General features: G+C 59.9%; 11 protein-coding genes. 2 read left to right on the forward strand and 9 right to left on the reverse strand.

Annotated features, from left to right (window positions below):
• Positions 1 to 24: 24 nt before the first annotated feature.
• On the forward strand, positions 25 to 1,218 hold the full coding sequence (locus BXU06_RS07630) for a branched-chain amino acid ABC transporter substrate-binding protein (protein ID WP_077298343.1): 1,194 nt from the start codon (positions 25 to 27) through the stop codon (positions 1,216 to 1,218).
• 119 nt (positions 1,219 to 1,337) lie between these two features.
• Here the strand turns inward: BXU06_RS07630 and BXU06_RS07635 are convergent, their stop codons facing one another.
• From BXU06_RS07635 to BXU06_RS07675, 9 genes are all read right to left on the reverse strand, one after another.
• Entirely contained in the window at positions 1,338 to 2,219 is an 882-nt protein-coding gene (locus BXU06_RS07635; protein WP_077298345.1) for a prephenate dehydrogenase/arogenate dehydrogenase family protein, read from the reverse strand.
• Positions 2,220 to 2,430: 211 nt separating this feature from the next.
• Entirely contained in the window at positions 2,431 to 2,868 is a 438-nt protein-coding gene (locus BXU06_RS07640) for a hypothetical protein (protein WP_077298347.1), read from the reverse strand.
• Positions 2,865 to 3,806, reverse strand: coding sequence for a Nudix family hydrolase (locus tag BXU06_RS07645; RefSeq protein WP_171982153.1), 942 nt, complete (start codon positions 3,804 to 3,806; stop codon positions 2,865 to 2,867). The genes BXU06_RS07640 and BXU06_RS07645 overlap by 4 nt, the downstream gene beginning before the upstream one ends.
• 42 nt (positions 3,807 to 3,848) lie before the next feature.
• Complete coding sequence (locus tag BXU06_RS07650) at positions 3,849 to 4,727, reverse strand: ATP-binding protein (protein ID WP_077298350.1); 879 nt, start codon at positions 4,725 to 4,727, stop codon at positions 3,849 to 3,851.
• Between the two features lie 99 nt (positions 4,728 to 4,826).
• The gene (locus BXU06_RS07655) at positions 4,827 to 5,492 is read right to left on the reverse strand and encodes an HAD family phosphatase (RefSeq protein WP_077298352.1); all 666 of its coding nucleotides are present in this window, start codon (positions 5,490 to 5,492) and stop codon (positions 4,827 to 4,829) included.
• 28 nt (positions 5,493 to 5,520) lie between these two features.
• A complete protein-coding gene (gene hda, locus BXU06_RS07660; protein ID WP_077298354.1) occupies positions 5,521 to 6,198 on the reverse strand; it encodes a DnaA regulatory inactivator Hda in 678 nt (225 codons plus the stop codon).
• A 178-nt stretch (positions 6,199 to 6,376) separates the two neighbouring features.
• On the reverse strand, positions 6,377 to 13,960 hold the full coding sequence (locus BXU06_RS07665; protein WP_077298356.1) for a SwmB domain-containing protein: 7,584 nt from the start codon (positions 13,958 to 13,960) through the stop codon (positions 6,377 to 6,379).
• Positions 13,961 to 14,362: 402 nt separating this feature from the next.
• Complete coding sequence (locus tag BXU06_RS07670) at positions 14,363 to 15,502, reverse strand: ABC transporter permease (RefSeq protein ID WP_077298358.1); 1,140 nt, start codon at positions 15,500 to 15,502, stop codon at positions 14,363 to 14,365.
• Positions 15,499 to 16,650, reverse strand: coding sequence for an ABC transporter permease (locus BXU06_RS07675; protein ID WP_077298360.1), 1,152 nt, complete (start codon positions 16,648 to 16,650; stop codon positions 15,499 to 15,501). Before BXU06_RS07675 ends, BXU06_RS07670 begins: the two co-directional genes overlap by 4 nt.
• A 256-nt stretch (positions 16,651 to 16,906) precedes the next feature.
• On the opposite strand from BXU06_RS07675, the gene BXU06_RS07680 reads away from it, so the two are divergent.
• Complete coding sequence (locus BXU06_RS07680; RefSeq protein WP_216352556.1) at positions 16,907 to 18,961, forward strand: di-heme-cytochrome C peroxidase; 2,055 nt, start codon at positions 16,907 to 16,909, stop codon at positions 18,959 to 18,961.
• The last annotated feature ends 15 nt before the right edge of the window (positions 18,962 to 18,976 follow it).

Genomic DNA, 18,976 nt, shown 5'->3' on the forward strand with positions numbered 1-18,976 from the left:
TTCCACAATCAGAGGAAGAAGACTATGTCTCACAAACTTTTGACCATCTCGTGCGCAGTGGCTGCTGCGTTGTCCATCGCCGCCTGCGGCAAGAAGGAAGAAGCCAAGCCGGCAGACACCGCTGCGGCCCCGGCTGCTGCGGCTCCGGCAGGTGACCTGGTGGTCAAGCTGGGTTTTGCCGCGCCGCTGACCGGCCCGCAAGCCCACTACGGTGAAGAATATAAAAACGGCGTGACCCTGGCCATCGAAGATGCCAACGCTGAAAAACCGACCATCGACGGCAAGCCGGTGAAGTTTGAGCTGGTGGCCGAAGACGACCTGGCCGACCCGAAGGCAGCCACCCAGATCGCGCAAAAGTTTGTGGACGCCAAGGTGAACGGCATTATCGGTCACTTCAACTCGGGCACCTCGATCCCGGCTTCCAAGATCTATTCCGACGCCGGCATTCCGCAAGTGGCCATGGCCACCGCCCCGGCCTACACCCAGCAAGGCTTCAAGACCACCTTCCGTTCGATGACCTCGGACACCCAGCAAGGCACGGTGATGGGCAAGTTTGTGGTGGAAGTGCTCAAGGCCAAGAAAGTGGCGATCATCGACGACCGCACCGCCTATGGCCAAGGTCTGGCTGATGAATTCGAAAAGGCCGTCAAGGCCAACGGCGGCGAAGTGGTGAAGCGTGAATTCACCACCGACAAGGCCACCGACTTTGCCGCCATTCTGACCACCCTGAAGGGCGTCAGCCCGGATGCGGTGTTCTACGGCGGTGCCGACGCCCAGTCCGCCCCGATGGCCAAGCAGATGAAGCGCCTGGGCCTGAAAGCGCCGCTGGTGTCGGGCGAAATGACCAAGACCCCCACCTTCCTGAAGCTGGCCGGCAAGGAAGCCGAAGGCAGCATCGCCTCGCTGGCTGGCCTGCCGCTGGACCAAATGCCCAAGGGCAAGGACTACGAAACCCGCTACAAGGCACGTTTCAATGCTGACGTGGCCACCTACTCGCCGTACGGCTACGACGCCACCCGCGTGGTGATCGAAGCGATGAAGAAAGCCAACTCGGTTGAGCCGGCCAAGTACCTGCCGGAACTGGCCAAGATCGAATACGCTGGCGTAACCTCGTCGAGCTGGGCCTACGACGACAAGGGTGACCTGAAAGACGGCGGCATCACCGTGTACAAGGTAGAAAACGGCGAATGGAAGGTCATGCAGACCGTGGGCAAGTAATTACCCGCCTGTAGCCAGCTCAGGAAGTGCTGAAAAAACCTTGATTCCCGTGCATGCCTGAGCACATAGCAAACACCCCCGCCGCGATGCCTTCGCAGCGGGGGTGTTTGCATGCCACATCAGTTTTTGCCAAAGCCCTGATGCCAGCGGGTGCGGGCTTCGCGTGCCTGCTCGAACATCTGCTCCAACGCCTCGCCATCGCCGGCTTCCACCCACTGCGTCAGCTGGGCCAGCTGGGCCTGGTAGGCGTGCAGGTCGGCCAGCAGGGCGTCGCGGTTGGCCAGGCTGATGTCGCGCCACATTTCCGGGTGGCTGCCGGCAATCCGGGTAAAGTCGCGAAAGCCGGTGGCGGCAAAGTCGAAGCAGCGCTCGGCGTCGGCTTTTTGCCGGATCATGTCCACATAGCTGAACGCCAGCAGGTGCGGCAGGTGGCTGACGCTGGCAAACACCGCGTCGTGCTCGTCCGGGCGCATGGTGAACACCGTGGCACCGCTGGCCTGCCACCAGTGGCTGATGGCGGCTACTGCGTCGGGCTGGGTGTCGGCCAGCGGGGTGAGCACCACCCGGCGCTGTTCAAACAGGCCGTACTGCGCGGCCACCGCGCCAGAGCGGTCGGAACCGGCAATCGGGTGGGCGGGCACGCAGTAGCCCAGGTGCTTGGGCAGATGCTGGCGCATCAGCGCGGCCACGTCGCCCTTGGTGCTGCCGGCGTCGCTGACAATCGCCTGCGCCGGCAGCACCGGGGCAATGGCGTCAAACACCCGGCCCATCTGCCCCACCGGGGTGGCCACCAGCACCAGGTCGGCGTGCTGCACCGCCAGGGCCGGGTCGTGGCTGGCCTGGTCAATCACCCCCAGTTCGATGGCGCGCTGCAGGTTTTCTGCTGAACGGCCCACGCCCACCACCTGGCTGACCAGGCCGGCGCGTTTCATCGCCAGCGCAAACGAGCCGCCAATCAGGCCCACGCCAATTACTACCAGTTTGCCGATGCTGCGCACCACAGTTCTCCTTGCGCGCTGGCGCGGTTGCCAGCGGGGGTCAGATTGTTCATGTTTCAACGGGCTTTTCGCGCCGCTAAAGAAACGCTGAAAAAATCGTCATCCCCGCGCAGGCGGGGATCCAGGGGGTTGATGTTGCCGGGGGTTGCCTGATACCGCGCCAGCCAGTGCGGCAAGGCCCATCACCACGCCAGCAGGATTTGCTGAGCGGCGCTTACTTGGGGCCGGCCACAAAATCCACCTGCAGGCGTTTGCCGTGCAGATCCAGCAGCAGCAGCCAGTCCTGCCGGCCCGTCACGCACACCGGCAGCATGATATCGGCCTGCCAGCGGCCATGGCCCTGGTCGCGCAGCGGAAAACGCGCGCTGCCCATGTCCATGCCGGCCATGGCGAATTCCACCACCGGCGGCGGGCTGTTGGCCGGCCAGCCGTCCAGCTGCACCGGAAAATGCTGGCCATGGCGGGCCGGGCGCAAAAAACGCAGGCTGACGCCGTCGGCCAGCGGGCAGCCCTGGTTCAGGTCGGCGCAACTTACCCGCTCCGGGGTGCTGTGCTGGCGGGCCAGATAGGTGTTGATCAGCCAGAACTTCACCCCGGCAAAAATCAGCAGCGCCACGCCAATCAGCGCCCATTTGCGTTGGCTGTCGCTCATGCCCACGCTCCCCGCATCAGCGCCACGCCGTGGGCACCCTGCTGGTGTGCGCAGGCCAGATCCGCCGCGCTGAGCCCGCCCAGCGCGTATACCGGCAGGCGCGGGCCAGCCTGGGTCAGCCGGCAGGCCAGACCTTCCCAGCCCAGCGGCGGCGCGTCCGGATGGCTGGCGCTGGGCTGCACATGGCCGAGCAAGGCGTAGTCCAGCCCCAGCTTGGCGGCGTGTTGCAACTCATCCACCCGGTGGGTAGATGCGCCCACCCAGGCAAAGTCCGGGCGCTGGCGGCAGGCAACCAGCCGCGCGCTATTCAGATGCACGCCGTCAATCGGCCAACCGGCCAGCCAGTCGGGGTCGGCGTTGACCAGTAGCCGGCAACCGGCGGGGCGGGTGTGTTCGGCCAGTTTCGCCACCCAGTCGGCCAGTTCGGCGCGTGAATAGCCGGGTTCGCGCACCAGCAGCAGACGCAGGCCGTGGGCCAGTTGTGCCGGCAGCGCGGCCAGAATGCGTGCCTGGCCGATTTCGCCCGCGCAGGTCAGCGCAGCCAGGTCGGGCAGCGACAGCGCGCGCAAGATGGGCGTATTGGCCGGCAGCATTGGACTGACGTCCAGCTGGCCGGGGTGTTGCCAGCGCAGTTGCTGGCCTTCCTGCGCGTGCGGCTCGCCCTGCCAGGCGCTGATGCGGTAAAAGCGCAGATGGACATGGGCGTGCGGATAGATAAATTGTTGCACCAGCCACGGCGTGGCGGCGGTAACGGTGATGGCCAGTTCTTCCTGCAGCTCGCGCACCAGCGCGGCGTAAGGCGCTTCGCCGGGTTCAATCTTGCCGCCGGGAAACTCCCAGTAGCCGGCGTAGGCCTTGCCGGGCGGGCGCGAGGCCAGCAAAAAACTGCCGTCGGGGCGTTGCAGCACCCCGGCGACCACTTCGAGCATCTTGGACATGGTGTGGCGGGTTCTCAACGATAGGCAAAGTCAGGTGGGGGTTCAGTCGGCCTTGCGTTCAGCCGGGGTACGCCCGGCCCAGTCGCAGGCAAACTGCCAGGCCACCCGGCCACTGCGCGCGCCACGGGTCAGCGCCCACAGCAGCGCAGCGCGTTCGGCCTGGGCGGTAAGCTTAAGCCGGTAATGTGCCAGCCAGACGCTGACGGCGGCCAGATAGGTGTCCTGGTCAAACGGATAAAACGACAGCCACAGGCCAAAGCGCTCAGACAGCGAAACTTTTTCTTCTACCGCTTCGCCGGGGTGGATTTCGCCATTGACGTTGCGGGTGTCGAGGTTGTCCTGCATGCGCTCGGGCATCAGGTGGCGGCGGTTGGAGGTGGCGTAGATCAGCACATTGTCGGCGCGCTGGGCAATGCCGCCGTCCAGCGCGGTTTTCAGCGCCTTGTAGGCATCGTCGCCTTCTTCAAACGACAGGTCATCACAATACAGAATGAAGCGCTCGGGCCGCCCCGCCACCAGACTGACAATATCGGCCAGATCGGCCAGATGGGTTTTGTCCACTTCAATCAGGCGCAAGCCCTGCGCGGCCAGCGCCGGCAGCAGTGCCTTGACCATCGACGACTTGCCGGTGCCGCGTGCGCCGGTCAGCAGCACATTATTGGCGGGTCGGCCAGCCACAAACTGGCGGGTGTTGCGCAGCAGCCGGGCTTTTTGCTCGTCCACGCCGATCAGCGCGTCCAGCGCCAGCGCGTGCGGCTGGCTCACGGCTTCCAGCGTGCCACGCCCGCCGGGGGTGACCCGCCAGCGCCAGGCGGTGGCGTTCCAGTCGATGGCAGCCGGGGCAGGCGGCAGCCAGGCTTCCAGGCGCGCCAGCACGGCTTCGGCGCGAATCAGCAGGGTGCTCAGCTCAGAGGTGGACATGGCAGATTTCCTGTAATAGGGGGGCTGATGGCGTCAGGGAAAGCGTTATTCAGCAGTCTGGACCCCGCCTGGCGGGGAGGACAGTTGTTCAGCGTTTCCTTAGCGCAGCGAGATTACCGGCCAGCCATACGCCTGGGCGTGGCTACGCAGCGCATCGTCCGGGTCTACCGCCACCGGGTCGCTCACTTGCTCCAGCAGCGGGATGTCATTGCGTGAATCGCTGTAAAACCAGCTGCGCGGAAAATCGCCCAGGGTTTGCCCGCGTTCGGCCAGCCAGGCGTTCAGCCGGGTGATCTTGCCGTCCTGAAAGCACGGCGTGCCCAGCGGCTTGCCGGTGTAGCGGCCATCGGCACCTACCTCGGCCTCGGTGGCAATCAGGTGTTCCACCCCCAGTTCGGCGGCAATCGGGCCGGTGATGAAGCGGTTGGTGGCGGTGATGATCACCACGCAGTCGCCGTTGGCCTGATGTTGCTGGACCAGCGCACGGCCCTTGGCGGTGATGATCGGGCGGATATGGCTATCCAGGTATTGCCGATGCCAGGCATCCAGCTGTTCGCGGCTGTGGGCGGCCAGGGGTGCCAGCTGGAAGTCGAGAAAGGCGTAGATATCCAGGGTGCCGGCCTTGTAGTCGGCGTAAAAGCGGTCGTTTTCCCGGTTGTAGTGGTCGGCATCCAGCGCGCCCTGGGCAATCAGGAAACGCGGCCATTCCACGTCGGAATCACCGGCCAGCAGGGTATTGTCGAGGTCAAACAGGGCAAGATTCATGGCAGAGCTTCAAGAGGGAAGGGGCGGCTCAGTCCTGCAGCAGCCGGGATTGCAGAATATTTTTCACCAGCGGCACGGTCACGGGCCGTTGCAGCGCCAGCGAGTAGCGATCCAGTGTGTCGAGCATGCTGGTCAGGCTGGACAGGTCACGCCGCCAGTGGGTGAGCAGATAGCGGAACACTTCGTCCGGCACGTTCAGTTGGCGGGCACCGGCATGGCGGCGCAGCGCGGTGAGCTTGTCGCTGTCGGACAGCGGCTTGACTTCCAGCACCAGGCCGGAGGCCAGCCGGGTGGCCAGGTCGGGGCGCAGCGCCAGCTGGGCCGGCGGCAGGCGGCCTGCCGTGAGCAGGCGGCCACCGGATTCTTTCAGGGCGTTGAACACCGAAAACAGGGTGATCTGGTCGTCCGGGTCAAGGTCGTCCACGTGGTCAACCGCCACTGCGCTGGCCTCGCGGACAAAATCCGGCAGGCGTTCGCTGCGCGCATCCAGATAAATGGCGGCCCGGCCTAGCGCGTGGGCGTGCTCCACCCAGGCGTTGAGCAGGTGGGACTTGCCGCTGCCGCCCTCGCCCCACAAGTGAACAAAACGTTCGGCTGGCGGGGCCGCTGCGGTGAGCGCGGCAATGACTTCCCGGTTGCGCTCGGCAATGAAGGTGTCAAAGGCCGGCGCGGGAGGCGGGCTGAGGTCGAGGATCAGTTGGTTCAACGGTGTGCGTCGCCGGTGGCAAATCATGAAAAAAACATCAGGAGGCGATTTTACCGTATTTGCGGCAAAAGCTTGTGGCTTCTCGCACGCATGGGCTGACAAAAGCCCGCCCCCCGCTACCGGGCAGGGCAGCGGGGGGCGGGGTGGGGTGGCTTGGGCGGTGGCCCCTGCCGATGGATTACATCTTGACGAAAGCCAGATCGCTGAAGGTGAATGCCGGCGTTCCGCTGAGCTTGATGGCCAGGTCATCGCTGGTAAAGCTGCTGGCACTGGTTTGATCCAGCACCAGATAGGTATCACCGGCAAAGGCAAACGCAGTGACCTTGGGCGCGCTGGCCGAGCCGGCCACTGCCGCCTGGTTAAGCAGCGAAGCCAGGGTGGCACCGCCCGATGGCGTCAGGGTGGTCAGGGTAGTGGGCAGGGTGGCGCTGAGGCTCAGGGTAAACTTGACCTTGTCCTGACCATGAACAAAATCGCTGAGGGTCAGGGTATTGCCGCCGCTGCTGTGGTCGCCCACATAGCCCTGGGTCATCCAGAACACATCGCTGCCGTTGCCGCCGGTCAGGGTGATCTGGCCGGTGTGGACATTGGGCGTACCCAGCGAGCTGGCGTGGGTGACCGGAGCCAGGGTGTCGTTACCGTTACCGCCATCCAGCAAGTCGTTGCCGCCCTGACCGACCAGGGTGTCAGCACCATCCCGGCCCAGCAGCACATTATTGCCAGCGTTGCCCAGCAGGTAATTGACCAGCTCGTTGCCAAAACCGTCGATATTGGCCGTGCCGGTCATCAGCAAGCGCTCGACATTGCCGGTGGTCACCGGCACATCGACGCTATCGGGAATGAACATTTCGCCGGCTTGCAAAGAGAAGCTGACGCTGGTTTGCACGGTGTCGTAGCCATCATTCACATTTTCAATCACGCGGTTGTGGATATTGTTGATGACATAGGTGTCGTTGCCCGCTCCCCCCATCAGGTCGGATTTTACATCGCCTTGTGTGGCGTTGAGCGTATCGTCACCCGCATCGCCATAGACATACGACCCCCGGTCGCCATTGGCCAGCGTACCACTCACATATAAGGTGTCGCTGCCCAAGCCACCATGGACATGCTGCTCCCCGCCTTTGTCTCCCAGGGTATAGATGGTGTCATTGCCTTCGCCACCATCAATCAGCACATCCTGGCCAGCAGAACCATAAATGACATTGTTGGCGGCATTGCCAATGGCGGTTTGCCCATCCGCTGTCATCCGCAAGGTTTCCACATTGTCTGCCAGGGTGTGGCTCACGGAGGCATAGACCGTATCCACGCCTTCATTGGCTTGCTCGGTCACCACATCAGCAGTGTGATCCACATAATAGGTATCGTTGCCCAAACCGCCAATCAGGGTATCTGCCCCCTGCTTGCCATCCAGGCGATCGTTGCCCGCCAGACCCATCAGGGTATTGTCCAGTGCATTACCGTTGAGCATATTGCCCAGCTCATTGCCCTGCCCCACCACGGCCAGAGTGCCCAGCAAGTTCAGCCCTTCCTGATTGGCACCCAGCGTGTAATCGAGGTAGGCATAAATGGTGTCATTCCCTTCGTTGGCCAGCTCGATCACGCTGTCACCGGCCTGATCCACATAGTAGTAGTCATTGCCGGTGCCGCCCAGCATGGTGTCCGCACCCTGTTTGCCGTCAATCCGGTCATCACCAGCCAGGCCAGTCAAGGTATTGGCCAGCGCGTTCCCGGTCAATCCATTGGCCAGCTCATTGCCCTGGCCCTGGGTGGCCTGGCCCATCAACACCAGATGTTCCAGATCATTGCCCAAGGTGTAATTGATCGAGGCGTACACCGTGTCGGCAATGCTGTCATTCGCCTGTTCAATAATCTGGTCATCAACAGAATCCACATAGTAGGCGTCATTGCCTGCGCCACCACTCAGGGTATCGCTGCCTGCGCCACCATCCAGCGAATCGCTGCCGTCCTCTCCCAGCAATTGATCATTGCCCAGCCCGCCCAGCAGACGGTCATTGCCTTGTCCGCCACGAATCACGTTGTCTGCGGCGTTACCGGTGATCTGGTTGTTCAATGCATTGCCCTGGATAGTCAGCGCCGCCGTGCCGGTAGCGGTGTAGTTGACGGTGGTGGCATCCATCACATAGCTGGTATTGGTGCCAAGATTACTCACCACACGGTTCAATACGGTTTGCGCATCGTTGCCGCTGCCATCCTGAACGGCTTGTGCATCGTTGCCGCTGCTCGGGTCGGTGTAGCTGACCGTCACCGCTTGCCCGGCCAGCACCGGATCGGCCAGCGTCAGGGTCACTGTGCGTGCCGTGGCGTTGACCACTGGCGTGCCAGTCAGGCTGACGGTCACGCCTGCCACCTTGACATTGAATGCCGACAGCGCCGGTGGATGGGCAGCATCCAGCGGGCTGGTGTCGCTATAGGTCAGCACCAGGGTGCTGTCCGTCAGGCTGGCGCTTTGCAGCACCGGTGGGGTGACGTCAGCGGGTGTTGTCAGGTTATTGACCGGGGTGGCCGCCAGTGAGGTGGCATCGTTACCATAGCGGTCCTGAATGGCGGCGCTATCGTTGCCGCTGCTCGGGTCGGTATAGCTGACGGTCACCGCCTGGCCATTTTGTACCGGGCTGGCCAGGGTCAGGGTCACGGTTCTGGCCAGGGAATTAACACTGGCGGCACTCACACTGGCGGCATTGCCGTTCACCATCACGGCAAACGCGCCAAGCGGCAGCGCAACACTGTCCAGCGGGCTGGCATCACTGTAGCTGAGCACCAGCTGATTGCCATTCACGCTGGCCTGGGTGAATACCGGCGGCGCGCTTTCTGCTGGCAACAGCTGATTCTGCTGGCTGAGCTTGGTGAACATCAGGTCGCCAATGCCCAGCGGCATGGAATAATTGAGCTTGATGGCCAGATCGTTGCTGGAGAATGTGCTGGCATCGCTCTGGTCAAGCACCAGATACGCGCAGCCCACGTTTTCATTCAGGATGATGGTCACTTGGGGTGCCGCCGCAGAGCCCCGGCTGGCAGCTTGATCCACGGCGCTGGCCAGCGTCATGCCGGCGGTCAGGGTAAGGGTGTTCACCGTGGTGGGCACTAGGGCAGCTTCACTCAGGGTCAGGCTGATTTTGTCCACGCCGCGTTCAAAGTCGGAAATGTACACGCCCTGGATGCCGACTGGCTGGCTTGGCGAGTAGTAATTGCCGCTAAATTCATTCGGGTTCCAGCCATCCTTATGGTCACCCACAAACCCTTCGGCCATCACAAAAATATCTGCGCCATTGCCGCCGCTCAGTTGCATGTTGCCGGTCAGCACGCGGGTATTTTCGGTCATGTGGCTATGCGCCACCGGCGCAATCACATCGTCGCCATCGCCCCCTTCCAGCGTGTCATCTCCACCTTGGCTAATCAGCGTGTCGTTGCCAGCCAGGCCTTTTAACAAACCGCTGGCCTGATTGCCCAGAAGATAATTGTCACTGGCGTTGCCAACTACATTAAAACTCTCGCTATTTTTAGCGATCAGATTCTCAATATTGGCCGACAAGGTAATCAGCGACACAACCAGATTGGCTCCTGGCATCACGTATACGCTATCGTTGCCTTCATCCGGCTGCTCAACCAAAAGGGTAGCCAGGTAAGCAATTTCATACCGGTCGTCACCGCTTCCCCCAACCAGCCTATGGCTGCCACCCAGCCCGCTATTGAGCACATCATTACCGGCCTCGCCATATAGCCTGTCACCGTTATTGCCGCCACCAAGCAATGTATCGTTGCCGGCACCGCCCATCAGATTATTGGGTTTGCTGTCCCCCGTCATCAGGTTGTCGAGCGCATTGCCCATCACGTTGTACTGCGTGGCAGTCACGGTATAGCTGGTTTCGCCTGCCGCCATCTGGTAGGTTGGCACCGTCAGATTGCTGACAGAAAAATCCACTACGCTCGCGGCGTCATTGCCGGCCACATCCTGAATGGCCAGAAGATCATTACCGCTGGTCGGGTCGGTATAGCTGAAGGTCACTACCTGACCCGCCAGGACGGCATTGGCCAAGGTGATTAAAATAGTGTTATTGCTGGGATTGGCCGTCATACCATACGTCTGGGCAACAACGCCATCCACCTTAATGACATAGAGGCCACCCATTGAGGATTTCAGCGGGCTACTGTCGGTATAGCTCAACAGCACCTGGTCGCCATTTACCGTAGCGGATGTCAGCACGGGAGGCGTGACGTCGCCAAGCGGCGTGAGATTGCTTACCGCAATGTTATTCAGCGATGCGGCATCGTTTCCTGATGCATCCTGAATGGCCTGGCTGTCATTGCCGCTGGTTGGGTCGGTGTAGCTGAGGGTAACTGCCTGGCCATTCTGAGCTGGAGTGGCAAGGGTCAGCGTGATGGTTTTAGCCGTGGTGTTCACCACGGGTGCCCCACTCAGAGTGGCCACACTACCCGCCAGCTTCACCGAGAAGGCGCTCAGCAGCGGGCCCTGGCTGCTTAATACGTTGGTGTCGGTATAGCTGAGCACAACTTCATGGCCGGAAACAGTGGCGGATGTCAGCACAGGCGGGGTGGTGTCCACTGGCGTGATATTGCTTACGGCAACGTTATTCAGTGATGCTGCGTCATTTCCATACACATCCTGAATGGCCTGGCTGTCGTTGCCGCTGGTCGGGTCGGTGTAGCTGACGGTAACCACCTGACCATTCAACACCGGGTTGATCAGCGTCAGGGTGACGGTTTTTGCTGCTGTATCGACTTCTGGCACACCACCGCTCAGCAACACTGCGTTACCGGCCACGTTGACCGAAAATGCACTCAGCAACGGAATCTGGCTGTGCAATGCGCTGGCGTCGGCATAGCTAAGCACGAGCTTTTTACCATTGATGGTGGCGGATGTCAGTACAGGTGGCGTGATGTCTATCGGCGTGAGATTGTTTACCGTGACTTGAGCCAGCGATGCGGCATCATTTCCATACACATCCTGAATGGCCTTGCTGTCATTGCCACTGGTGGGATCGGTGTAGGAGACCGTCACCGCCTGACCATTCAGCACCGAGTTGACCAGCGTCAGGGTGATGGTTTTTCCCCCTGAGTTGACAACTGGCGTGCCGGTCAGCGCGACCACGCTATTATCCACTTTCACCGAGAAGGCGCTCAGCAATGGGCTGTTATTGACATCTAATCCGCTGGCATCGGCGTAGCTGAGCACGAGCTTGCTACCATTGATTGATGCCGAACGGAATACAGGGGCAGTAATATCGGGCGTATAGTTGCTTAACATGGCCATACCATCCATAGCATCTGCGCCGCCAATATCCTGTAATGCATCCATAGCATCCAGAATAAACTGACCGTCATCTGGCATGGGGTCGTTATATTTGACCAGCACCTGTTGGCCCGCCAGGACAGGGTTGGCCAGAGTCAATGTCAGTGTTCTGGCATTGCCATCAACCACGGCAACTCCGCTCAGTGCAACGGCTACGTTGTCAGCGAGAACTTCAAAACTGTCCAGGCTTGGCGGGTGGCTGGCATCCAGTGGCAAATCTGACGAAAACTGCACTTTGATGTTATTGCCATTTACGGAGCCACTTTCCATAAAAATGCGCCCACTCCAAGTCAGATCGTAATTCTGACTTGCCACCTCGGTATTGCTGCTGGCGGTATGCAAACGAACCTTCAGCACATTCGGGCCCTGATACAGAGATTGACCCAGCAACGATTGATCTAGCGACCAGTAGGTTTGGCCGGTGCTGTGATTGGCTGTTTCCCAGCTCATGCCGTTATTCACAGACACTTGCACTGTCTGGCCATCAACGGTAGGTGTTTGCAGGTGTCCACTAAGGGTTTGCACTGGCTGGAAAGTGATCAAATCGCTATCACTCACCCCAGTGTCAGCAGAAAACCGGACGGCGGCCATCGGTGCCGTGGTCAATGTAAATGAAGCTGCATCATTGCCAGCCAGATCCTGCACAGCCTGGACGTCATTATTGGTACTGGCGTCGGTATAGCTCAGAGAAACGGTTTGTCCCAATGCCACCGGGGTGCCAAGAGTCAGGGTGACCGTATGATGCACGGCATCAACCACGGGGGCACCGGTCAGGGCAACTGGGCTATTGTTGATCTTGGCGGCAAACTGGCTCAGCGCCGGTGGATGAACGGCATCCAGTTGGGTGATTTCGGTGTAATGGACAATCAGGGAAGTACCAGCAACTTCCAGCCGGGAAACCACCGGCGCAATGCTGTCAACACTGCCTGTGGTATTCAGCAGCACGGACACACTGTTGCCGCTGTAGCTACCCACCACCAGATCCTGCTTGCCATCTTGATTAAGATCGCCGGCCCGAATATGTTTTGGCAGTGTATCCAGCTGAATATCCTGCTTGGCGGCAAAGCTGCCATCGCCATTGCCCAACAAAACTGAGACGGAGCTCGTATTGGCTGTGGCCAAGTCCACCGCGCCATCGCCATTGAGGTCAACCGCCACAATATCTGTAGGTGCCGTCCCCGTGGCGTAATGGCTAGCGGGGCCAAGCAGGCCATTACCCTGGTTCAGCTTGACAGAGACGCTACCAGCAAAGATGTCAACAGCGACTACATCCTGATAACCATCGCCATTCACATCCGCACTGGTCAGATTAAAAAGCTGGTTCTGATAGTCGCCTTCTTGGTAGCTCACACTGTTGGCAAATGTGCCATCGCCATTATTCATCAATACGGAGATAGTATTATTATAGCTAAGCGCAATGACATCCTGCTTGCCGTCATTGTTCAGATCCGTGGCATGCAATTGGTTAGCGTCACCCTCACTCGCCAAGGCATAGTTGACCGGAGCCGCCAGTGTGCCATCGCTCTGGCCAAGCAAGACACTGAGCGTCTGCTGCCCTTGTATTGTGCGGCTAACCAGCAGATCAAACCGTCCATCATTATTTACCTGTGCGGCAATGGCATCATAGACAGTTTCATTTTGCAGATAATATTGCTGATTGGTAAAGCCATTTTGGGCAGAACCCCGATTAACGACCACCGCATTATAGATACGGGAAACCAAATCAAGATGGCCATCACCATTTAAGTCTGCCAGTTCGCAGCCCCACTCCCCATTCGGCTGTCCAGTGCCACTGGCATCATTGGCAAAAGAACCATCTCCATCATTAATTAGCGTGCTCGCGTCATTGAAGATTCCGGTAGTCTGAATGTCCAGTGTGCCATCACCATTCAGATCCCCCAAGGCCAGCCCTCCCATCTCTTGGCTGGCCTGATAAGTGACACTGCTGGCAAACTGCGCCGGCGCGGGCAGCGTATGGGCAAATTCAAGCTGGGCGCGCGCTGAAAATGGCGCGTTGACTGCCGGAGACAGCTGCCAGAACCCTGCACCAACCTCCACTGCACTGGCCGCCACCTGCGCCCCCGTGGCGCGAGTCAATGCCTCGACAAAGGCATATCCTGGTTCGCCGGCTCCGGTATGGCACGACCAGAAAGCCACGTCCAGATCCCGCTCGGCAGCACCATCAAAACGCTGGCAAAAGTCAGCGGCTGTCAGGGCTTGCCCGGCAATCATCACACCGCCGGGCATCCCATGCGACAGCCAATGCAGTTGGGTCAGGCCAGCGCTGGCCAGTGCCTGCCAGAATTCACCCAGCGCCTCGCTGGCACTGTGAACCAGACGCAAATGCACCGACGCCGGCAAGTCAGCCAGCAGTACCGGCAAATCCTGCAAGGTGGCATCGGCGATCAATATGCACGTATAGGACTTATCCATTTTTTAATGCCCTTGTATTATCGTTGAAAATAAAATAAACATCAACGAATACTTTATCACAAGGTCATCAATGCATCAATCAAACGCAGTGGCCCATCCATTAGGGCTGATGACTGACCGAACGGACTGTTACCTGCCAGTGACATAAACCAGGTTTAGCCATTTATGGTGGTAGTTCACCAGGCAAAGATCACAATCTCGTGTTATCACCTGTCATTGCATTTGCCTGGAAAAATGGATAAGCAAGTTACATTGCACGTCGTGCATTCCTGACTGGCTGGTCGCCCGCCTAGGGATACGCTGAAAAAATCGTCATTCCCGCGAAGGCGGGAATCCAGGGTGTTGATTTTACTGGGTTTTGTTTTTGGCAAAAACGGTTTTTCTGAATAAATCAGCGCGTCCCTAGCCCATCCGCACCCGCCGCAGCCCCCAGACAAACACCGTTACCCCAATCAGCAGCATGCTGGCCAGCGAGCGCCACAGCTCGGTCAGACCCTGGCCCTTGAGCAGCACGCCAAACGAAGCATCGATGTAATAGTGCATCGGCGACAGATACATCAGCGCGCGCAGCCAGGCTGGCATGGCTTCAGGCGGCGTCCACGCGCCGGATAAAAAGATCATCGGTGCCAGAATCAGGATCGACAACATGCCCACCTGCGCCAGATTGCGCGCCACGGTGGCAGCCGCCAGGCCCAGGCCAGCGGTGGTGAATACATACAGCGCGGTCAGCAGCAAAAACAGCAGCGGGTTGCCACGAATCGGAATGGCAAAACCCAGGTGCAGCACGGCAAACAGCGCCAGCGCGCTGCCCAGCACAATCACCACCGTCATCGCCAGCACCTTGGGAAACACAATCTGGAAGGGCGACAAGGGGCTGACCAGCAACTGCTCCACCGTGCCGCGTTCTTTTTCCCGCACCATGGCCGCCGCAGGCAGCAGGATGGCAAACACGGTGACAATATTCAGCAGTTCGGTAATCCCCATAAACCAGCTGTCCAGCTGGTTGGGGTTGAACCACACCCGGATCTGGTTATCAATCACCGGCAGCGTGCCGCCGCCGCCGCCGTTCAGGCTGGCGGCCTGTTCCAGGCCAAAGCGGCTGACCATCAGGTTGGCGTAGCTGGCCGCCAGAAAACCCAGCACCGAGTTGGTGGTGTCCACTTGCAGCTGCACCGAGGTGGGCAGGCCGCGTTGCAGGTCGGCCTGAAAGCCGGGCGGGATGGACAACACCAGCATGCTGCGCCCATCGTCCAGCCGCGCCTGCGCCTGGCTGTCGTGCGCAATCTGGCCGTCGATGCGGAAATATGGCGGCACAAAGCGGGAAATCAGCTCGCGCGAGGCGGCGGACTGGTCAAAGTCCTGCACCACAGTGGCGGCGCGGTTCAGTTGCAAGCTCACCCCAGACGCCGCCAGAAAAATATCCACGCTGAAGGCGTAAACAATAAACGCCAGCAACACCCGGTCGCGCAGCAGCTGGCGCATTTCCTTGACCAGCATCACCCGCAGCCGCAGCCACGCCAAAGACAGATCCGACCACGTCATGTGCTGGGCCTTTTGGTAAACAGCAGATAGCCGGCGGTGAACAGCGCGCCAGCGTAAGCGGCCAGAATCAGCAGCTCCGGCCACAGGGCAGCCAAGCCCACGCCCTTAAGAAAACACCCCACGGCAATCCGGGTGTAGTACACCGCCGGCATCAAGTGGGCAATGCCCTGCGCCAATGGCTTGAGCGACGGAATCGGAATAATAAAGCCGGAATACAAGATGGCCGGCACCAGGGTCACAATCAGGGTGACGATCATCGCCGCCATTTGCGTGCGCACCAGCACCGACACCAGCAAACCAATCCCGGTGGTGCACAGCACATACACCACACTGGCCAGCATGAAAAAGCCAAAGCTGCCCTTGAATGGCACATGGTACAGCCACACCGCCATCGCCCATAAAATCAGGATGTTCAGCGTGGAAATTGCCACATACGGTGCCAGCTTGCCCAACAGGAACTCGCCCCGGCTGGTGTTGGACGCGTACAGATTGAAAATCGACCCACGTTCTTTTTCACGCACCACGCCCAGCGCGGTGAGAAAGGGCGGCGAGGCAATCAGGATGAACATGATCAGCTTGGGTGCCAGCCCCCAGATGCTGGAAATGCTCTGGTTGTACAAATAGCGGGTGTCCAGCTTCACCGGCTGCAAAGCGCGACGGGCCTCTTCCGGCGTGACCCCCAGCTGGCCGGCCTGGCTGGCCAGATTATCCAGGCTGGCCGCAGCATTGATGGCGGTAATGTAGCCCTTGGCAATCAGCGCCCGGCTGGGAAATGTACCGTCCAGCAGGGTTTGCACCTGCGCCGGCTGGCCAGACAGCAACTGGCGGCCAAATTGCGGCGGAATGATGATCACCGCCCGCAACTGATTGGTGGACAACAGCTCGCCCGCCTGGCGTTCGTTGTCCAGCTGACCATAAAAGCGGAAATAATGCGAGGCGCTGAAGCGTTCGACATAGGCGCGGCTTTGCGCGCTGCGGTCGTAATCCACCACACCCAGCGGCAGATGGTCCACATCCAGCGACAGGCCGTAGCCAAACAGCAGCATCAAAAAGGCCGGCACGATAAACGCCAGGGCAAAAAACAGCCGGTCGCGAATGATCTCGCGCCATTCCTTGCTGGCCACGGCGAGGATGCGTTGTCGGTTCATGGGGGAGCAATCCAATGCGCCGTGAGCAGGGGTAGCGCGTAAGTCAATGTAATCGACATATCGGGTCAGAGGCTTGAACCTTGCAGCTCCTTGGCATGTTGTGCGTCTCGCCAGATGCCAGGCAGATAAGAATCTGTACCCAGCCTGCTGGGGCATTTCCAAAAACACTGTTCTCGAACAAGCGATTGTACCAGCGTAAACGCCCACATCGCTTTCCGAGCTGCAAAATCCCTTACTGGAGACCTGCATGGAGTCTATGTCAACGATAAAGCGCTGGATCAAATGGGGGCTATGGCTCCTGCTGGGCCTGGTGGTGTTGGTGGTGGTGTCCAACTGGCTGGCACGTACCTACCAATACCGGGACAAAGATCCCAATCGAGGCAGCATGACCATGCCGCAGCCCGATGCCATGGGCGACCGTTTTGACAAGGTCGTGTACCTGGAGCAAGGCTGGAAACCGGAACAAAGCCTGTGGTTTTACAATACCTCGCAGGGCTCGGACTTGATCCCGTATGATTTTTTTCTGGCGCTGGAACAGGAAAAATCCGGCAAGCGCTTTGCCGATCACGACAATATGAACGCCTACCGCTACCTGCCACAAAAGCCCACCTCCAGCAATCCGGATGGGCTGCCGGTGGGCTTTGTGCGGGATAATTACAAAGGCAAGAACTACGTCGGCCTGACCTGTGCCGCCTGCCACACCGGCCAGGTGAATTATCAAGGTACAGCCATCCGCGTGGATGGTGCGCCCGCTGCTGCCGACATGGAAAGCTTTATCACCGACCTGGGCAAGGCGCTGTCTGCCACCCAGCAGGATAAAGACAAGCTGCAACGCTTTATCCAGACCGTGCTGGCCAAGGGCGACTACCGCAACGCCAGCGAGGTCAAAACCGACCTGGACGCCTTTACCCTGCGCCTGCAAAGCTATGCTTTCTTTAACCAGCCTACTCGCGCCAACAACCCGAACATCCAGTATCACTATGGCCGGCTGGACGCCTTTGGCCGGATTTACAACCGGGTGCTGGAGCATGTAATGACCGGAGATCAGCTGCGCGACATCCTGATCACCGAATTTGGCCAGGCCGAGTATGAGCGCCTGAAGGTCAAGATCGACGGCGTGTTCAGCAGCCAATCCCGTGACACCTTGCTGGCCCGTCTGAGCCGGGAACTGACCCCGGATCAACGAGCCCACCTGCGCAACCGGATTTTCAACCCGCCCAATGCCCCGGTCAGCTATCCCTTCCTGTGGGACATCGCCCAGCATGACTATGTGCAATGGAATGGCCTGGCCAGCAACGCCGGCCTGGGGCCGCTGGGCCGCAACGCCGGTGAGGTGATTGGCGTGTTTGGCACACTGGACTGGCGTGCCGAAGACCGCAACTCGCTGCTGACCACACTGACCGGACAGAAAGACGCCCCGTTCAAGGTCAATTATGAATCGTCGGTCAATGTGCACAATCTGGTGGGCATGGAGCAACAACTGACCAGCCTGCAATCGCCGCAGTGGCCAGAGGCCATTTTGGGCAAGCCTGATCCGGTCAGTGTACAACGTGGCCGCAAGCTTTACGACAACCAGTGCATGTCCTGCCACGACACCCTCGACCGCAGCGACCCCAAGCGCCGGGTGGTGGCACAAATGACCGGGCTGGATGTGGTCAAAACCGACCGCACCATGGCCGACAACAGCGTCAGCTACATCGGTTACAGCGGCATTTTGCGCAATCTGTATGTCAGCGCTGGCGTGGGTGACATCCTGATTCAGCGGCAAGCGCCGGTGGCCAGCCTGCTGACCAAGGCCGACATGAATGTGATCCTGACGCCCGACCCAGACAAATCGCGCATCCGCGCCACGCTGGAACGTGTTTACGATTACATCAACGGCTATCGCGAAAACGAAATCAGCGCCTCAATCAAGCAGGGCACTTACACACCAGACACCACCGCTGCGCCGTTTAACTCGCTGCAAGCCTATAAGGCGCGTCCGCTCAACGGTATCTGGGCCACCGCGCCGTATCTGCACAATGGGTCGGTGCCCACGCTGTATGCCTTGCTGCAACCGGCCTGCACGGCGAACAGCGCGCAGGCCGACTGCCGACCCGCACAGTTCAAGGTGGGATCGCGCGAATTTGACCCAAATCTGGTAGGCTTTCGCACCGATGTTGGCCAGCTGTTTGACACCCGCACGCCGGGCAATGGCAATGGCGGCCATGAATACGGTGCCGTGGCCACCAAACTGCCCAATGGCAAGGCGATTCCGGCGCTCACCCATCAGGAACGCCTGGATTTGGTTGCGTATCTGAAAACCCTGTAAAGCCAGATGGCTTCG

Source organism: Aquaspirillum sp. LM1, from assembly GCF_002002905.1.
Taxonomy (GTDB): Bacteria; Pseudomonadota; Gammaproteobacteria; order Burkholderiales; family Aquaspirillaceae; genus Rivihabitans.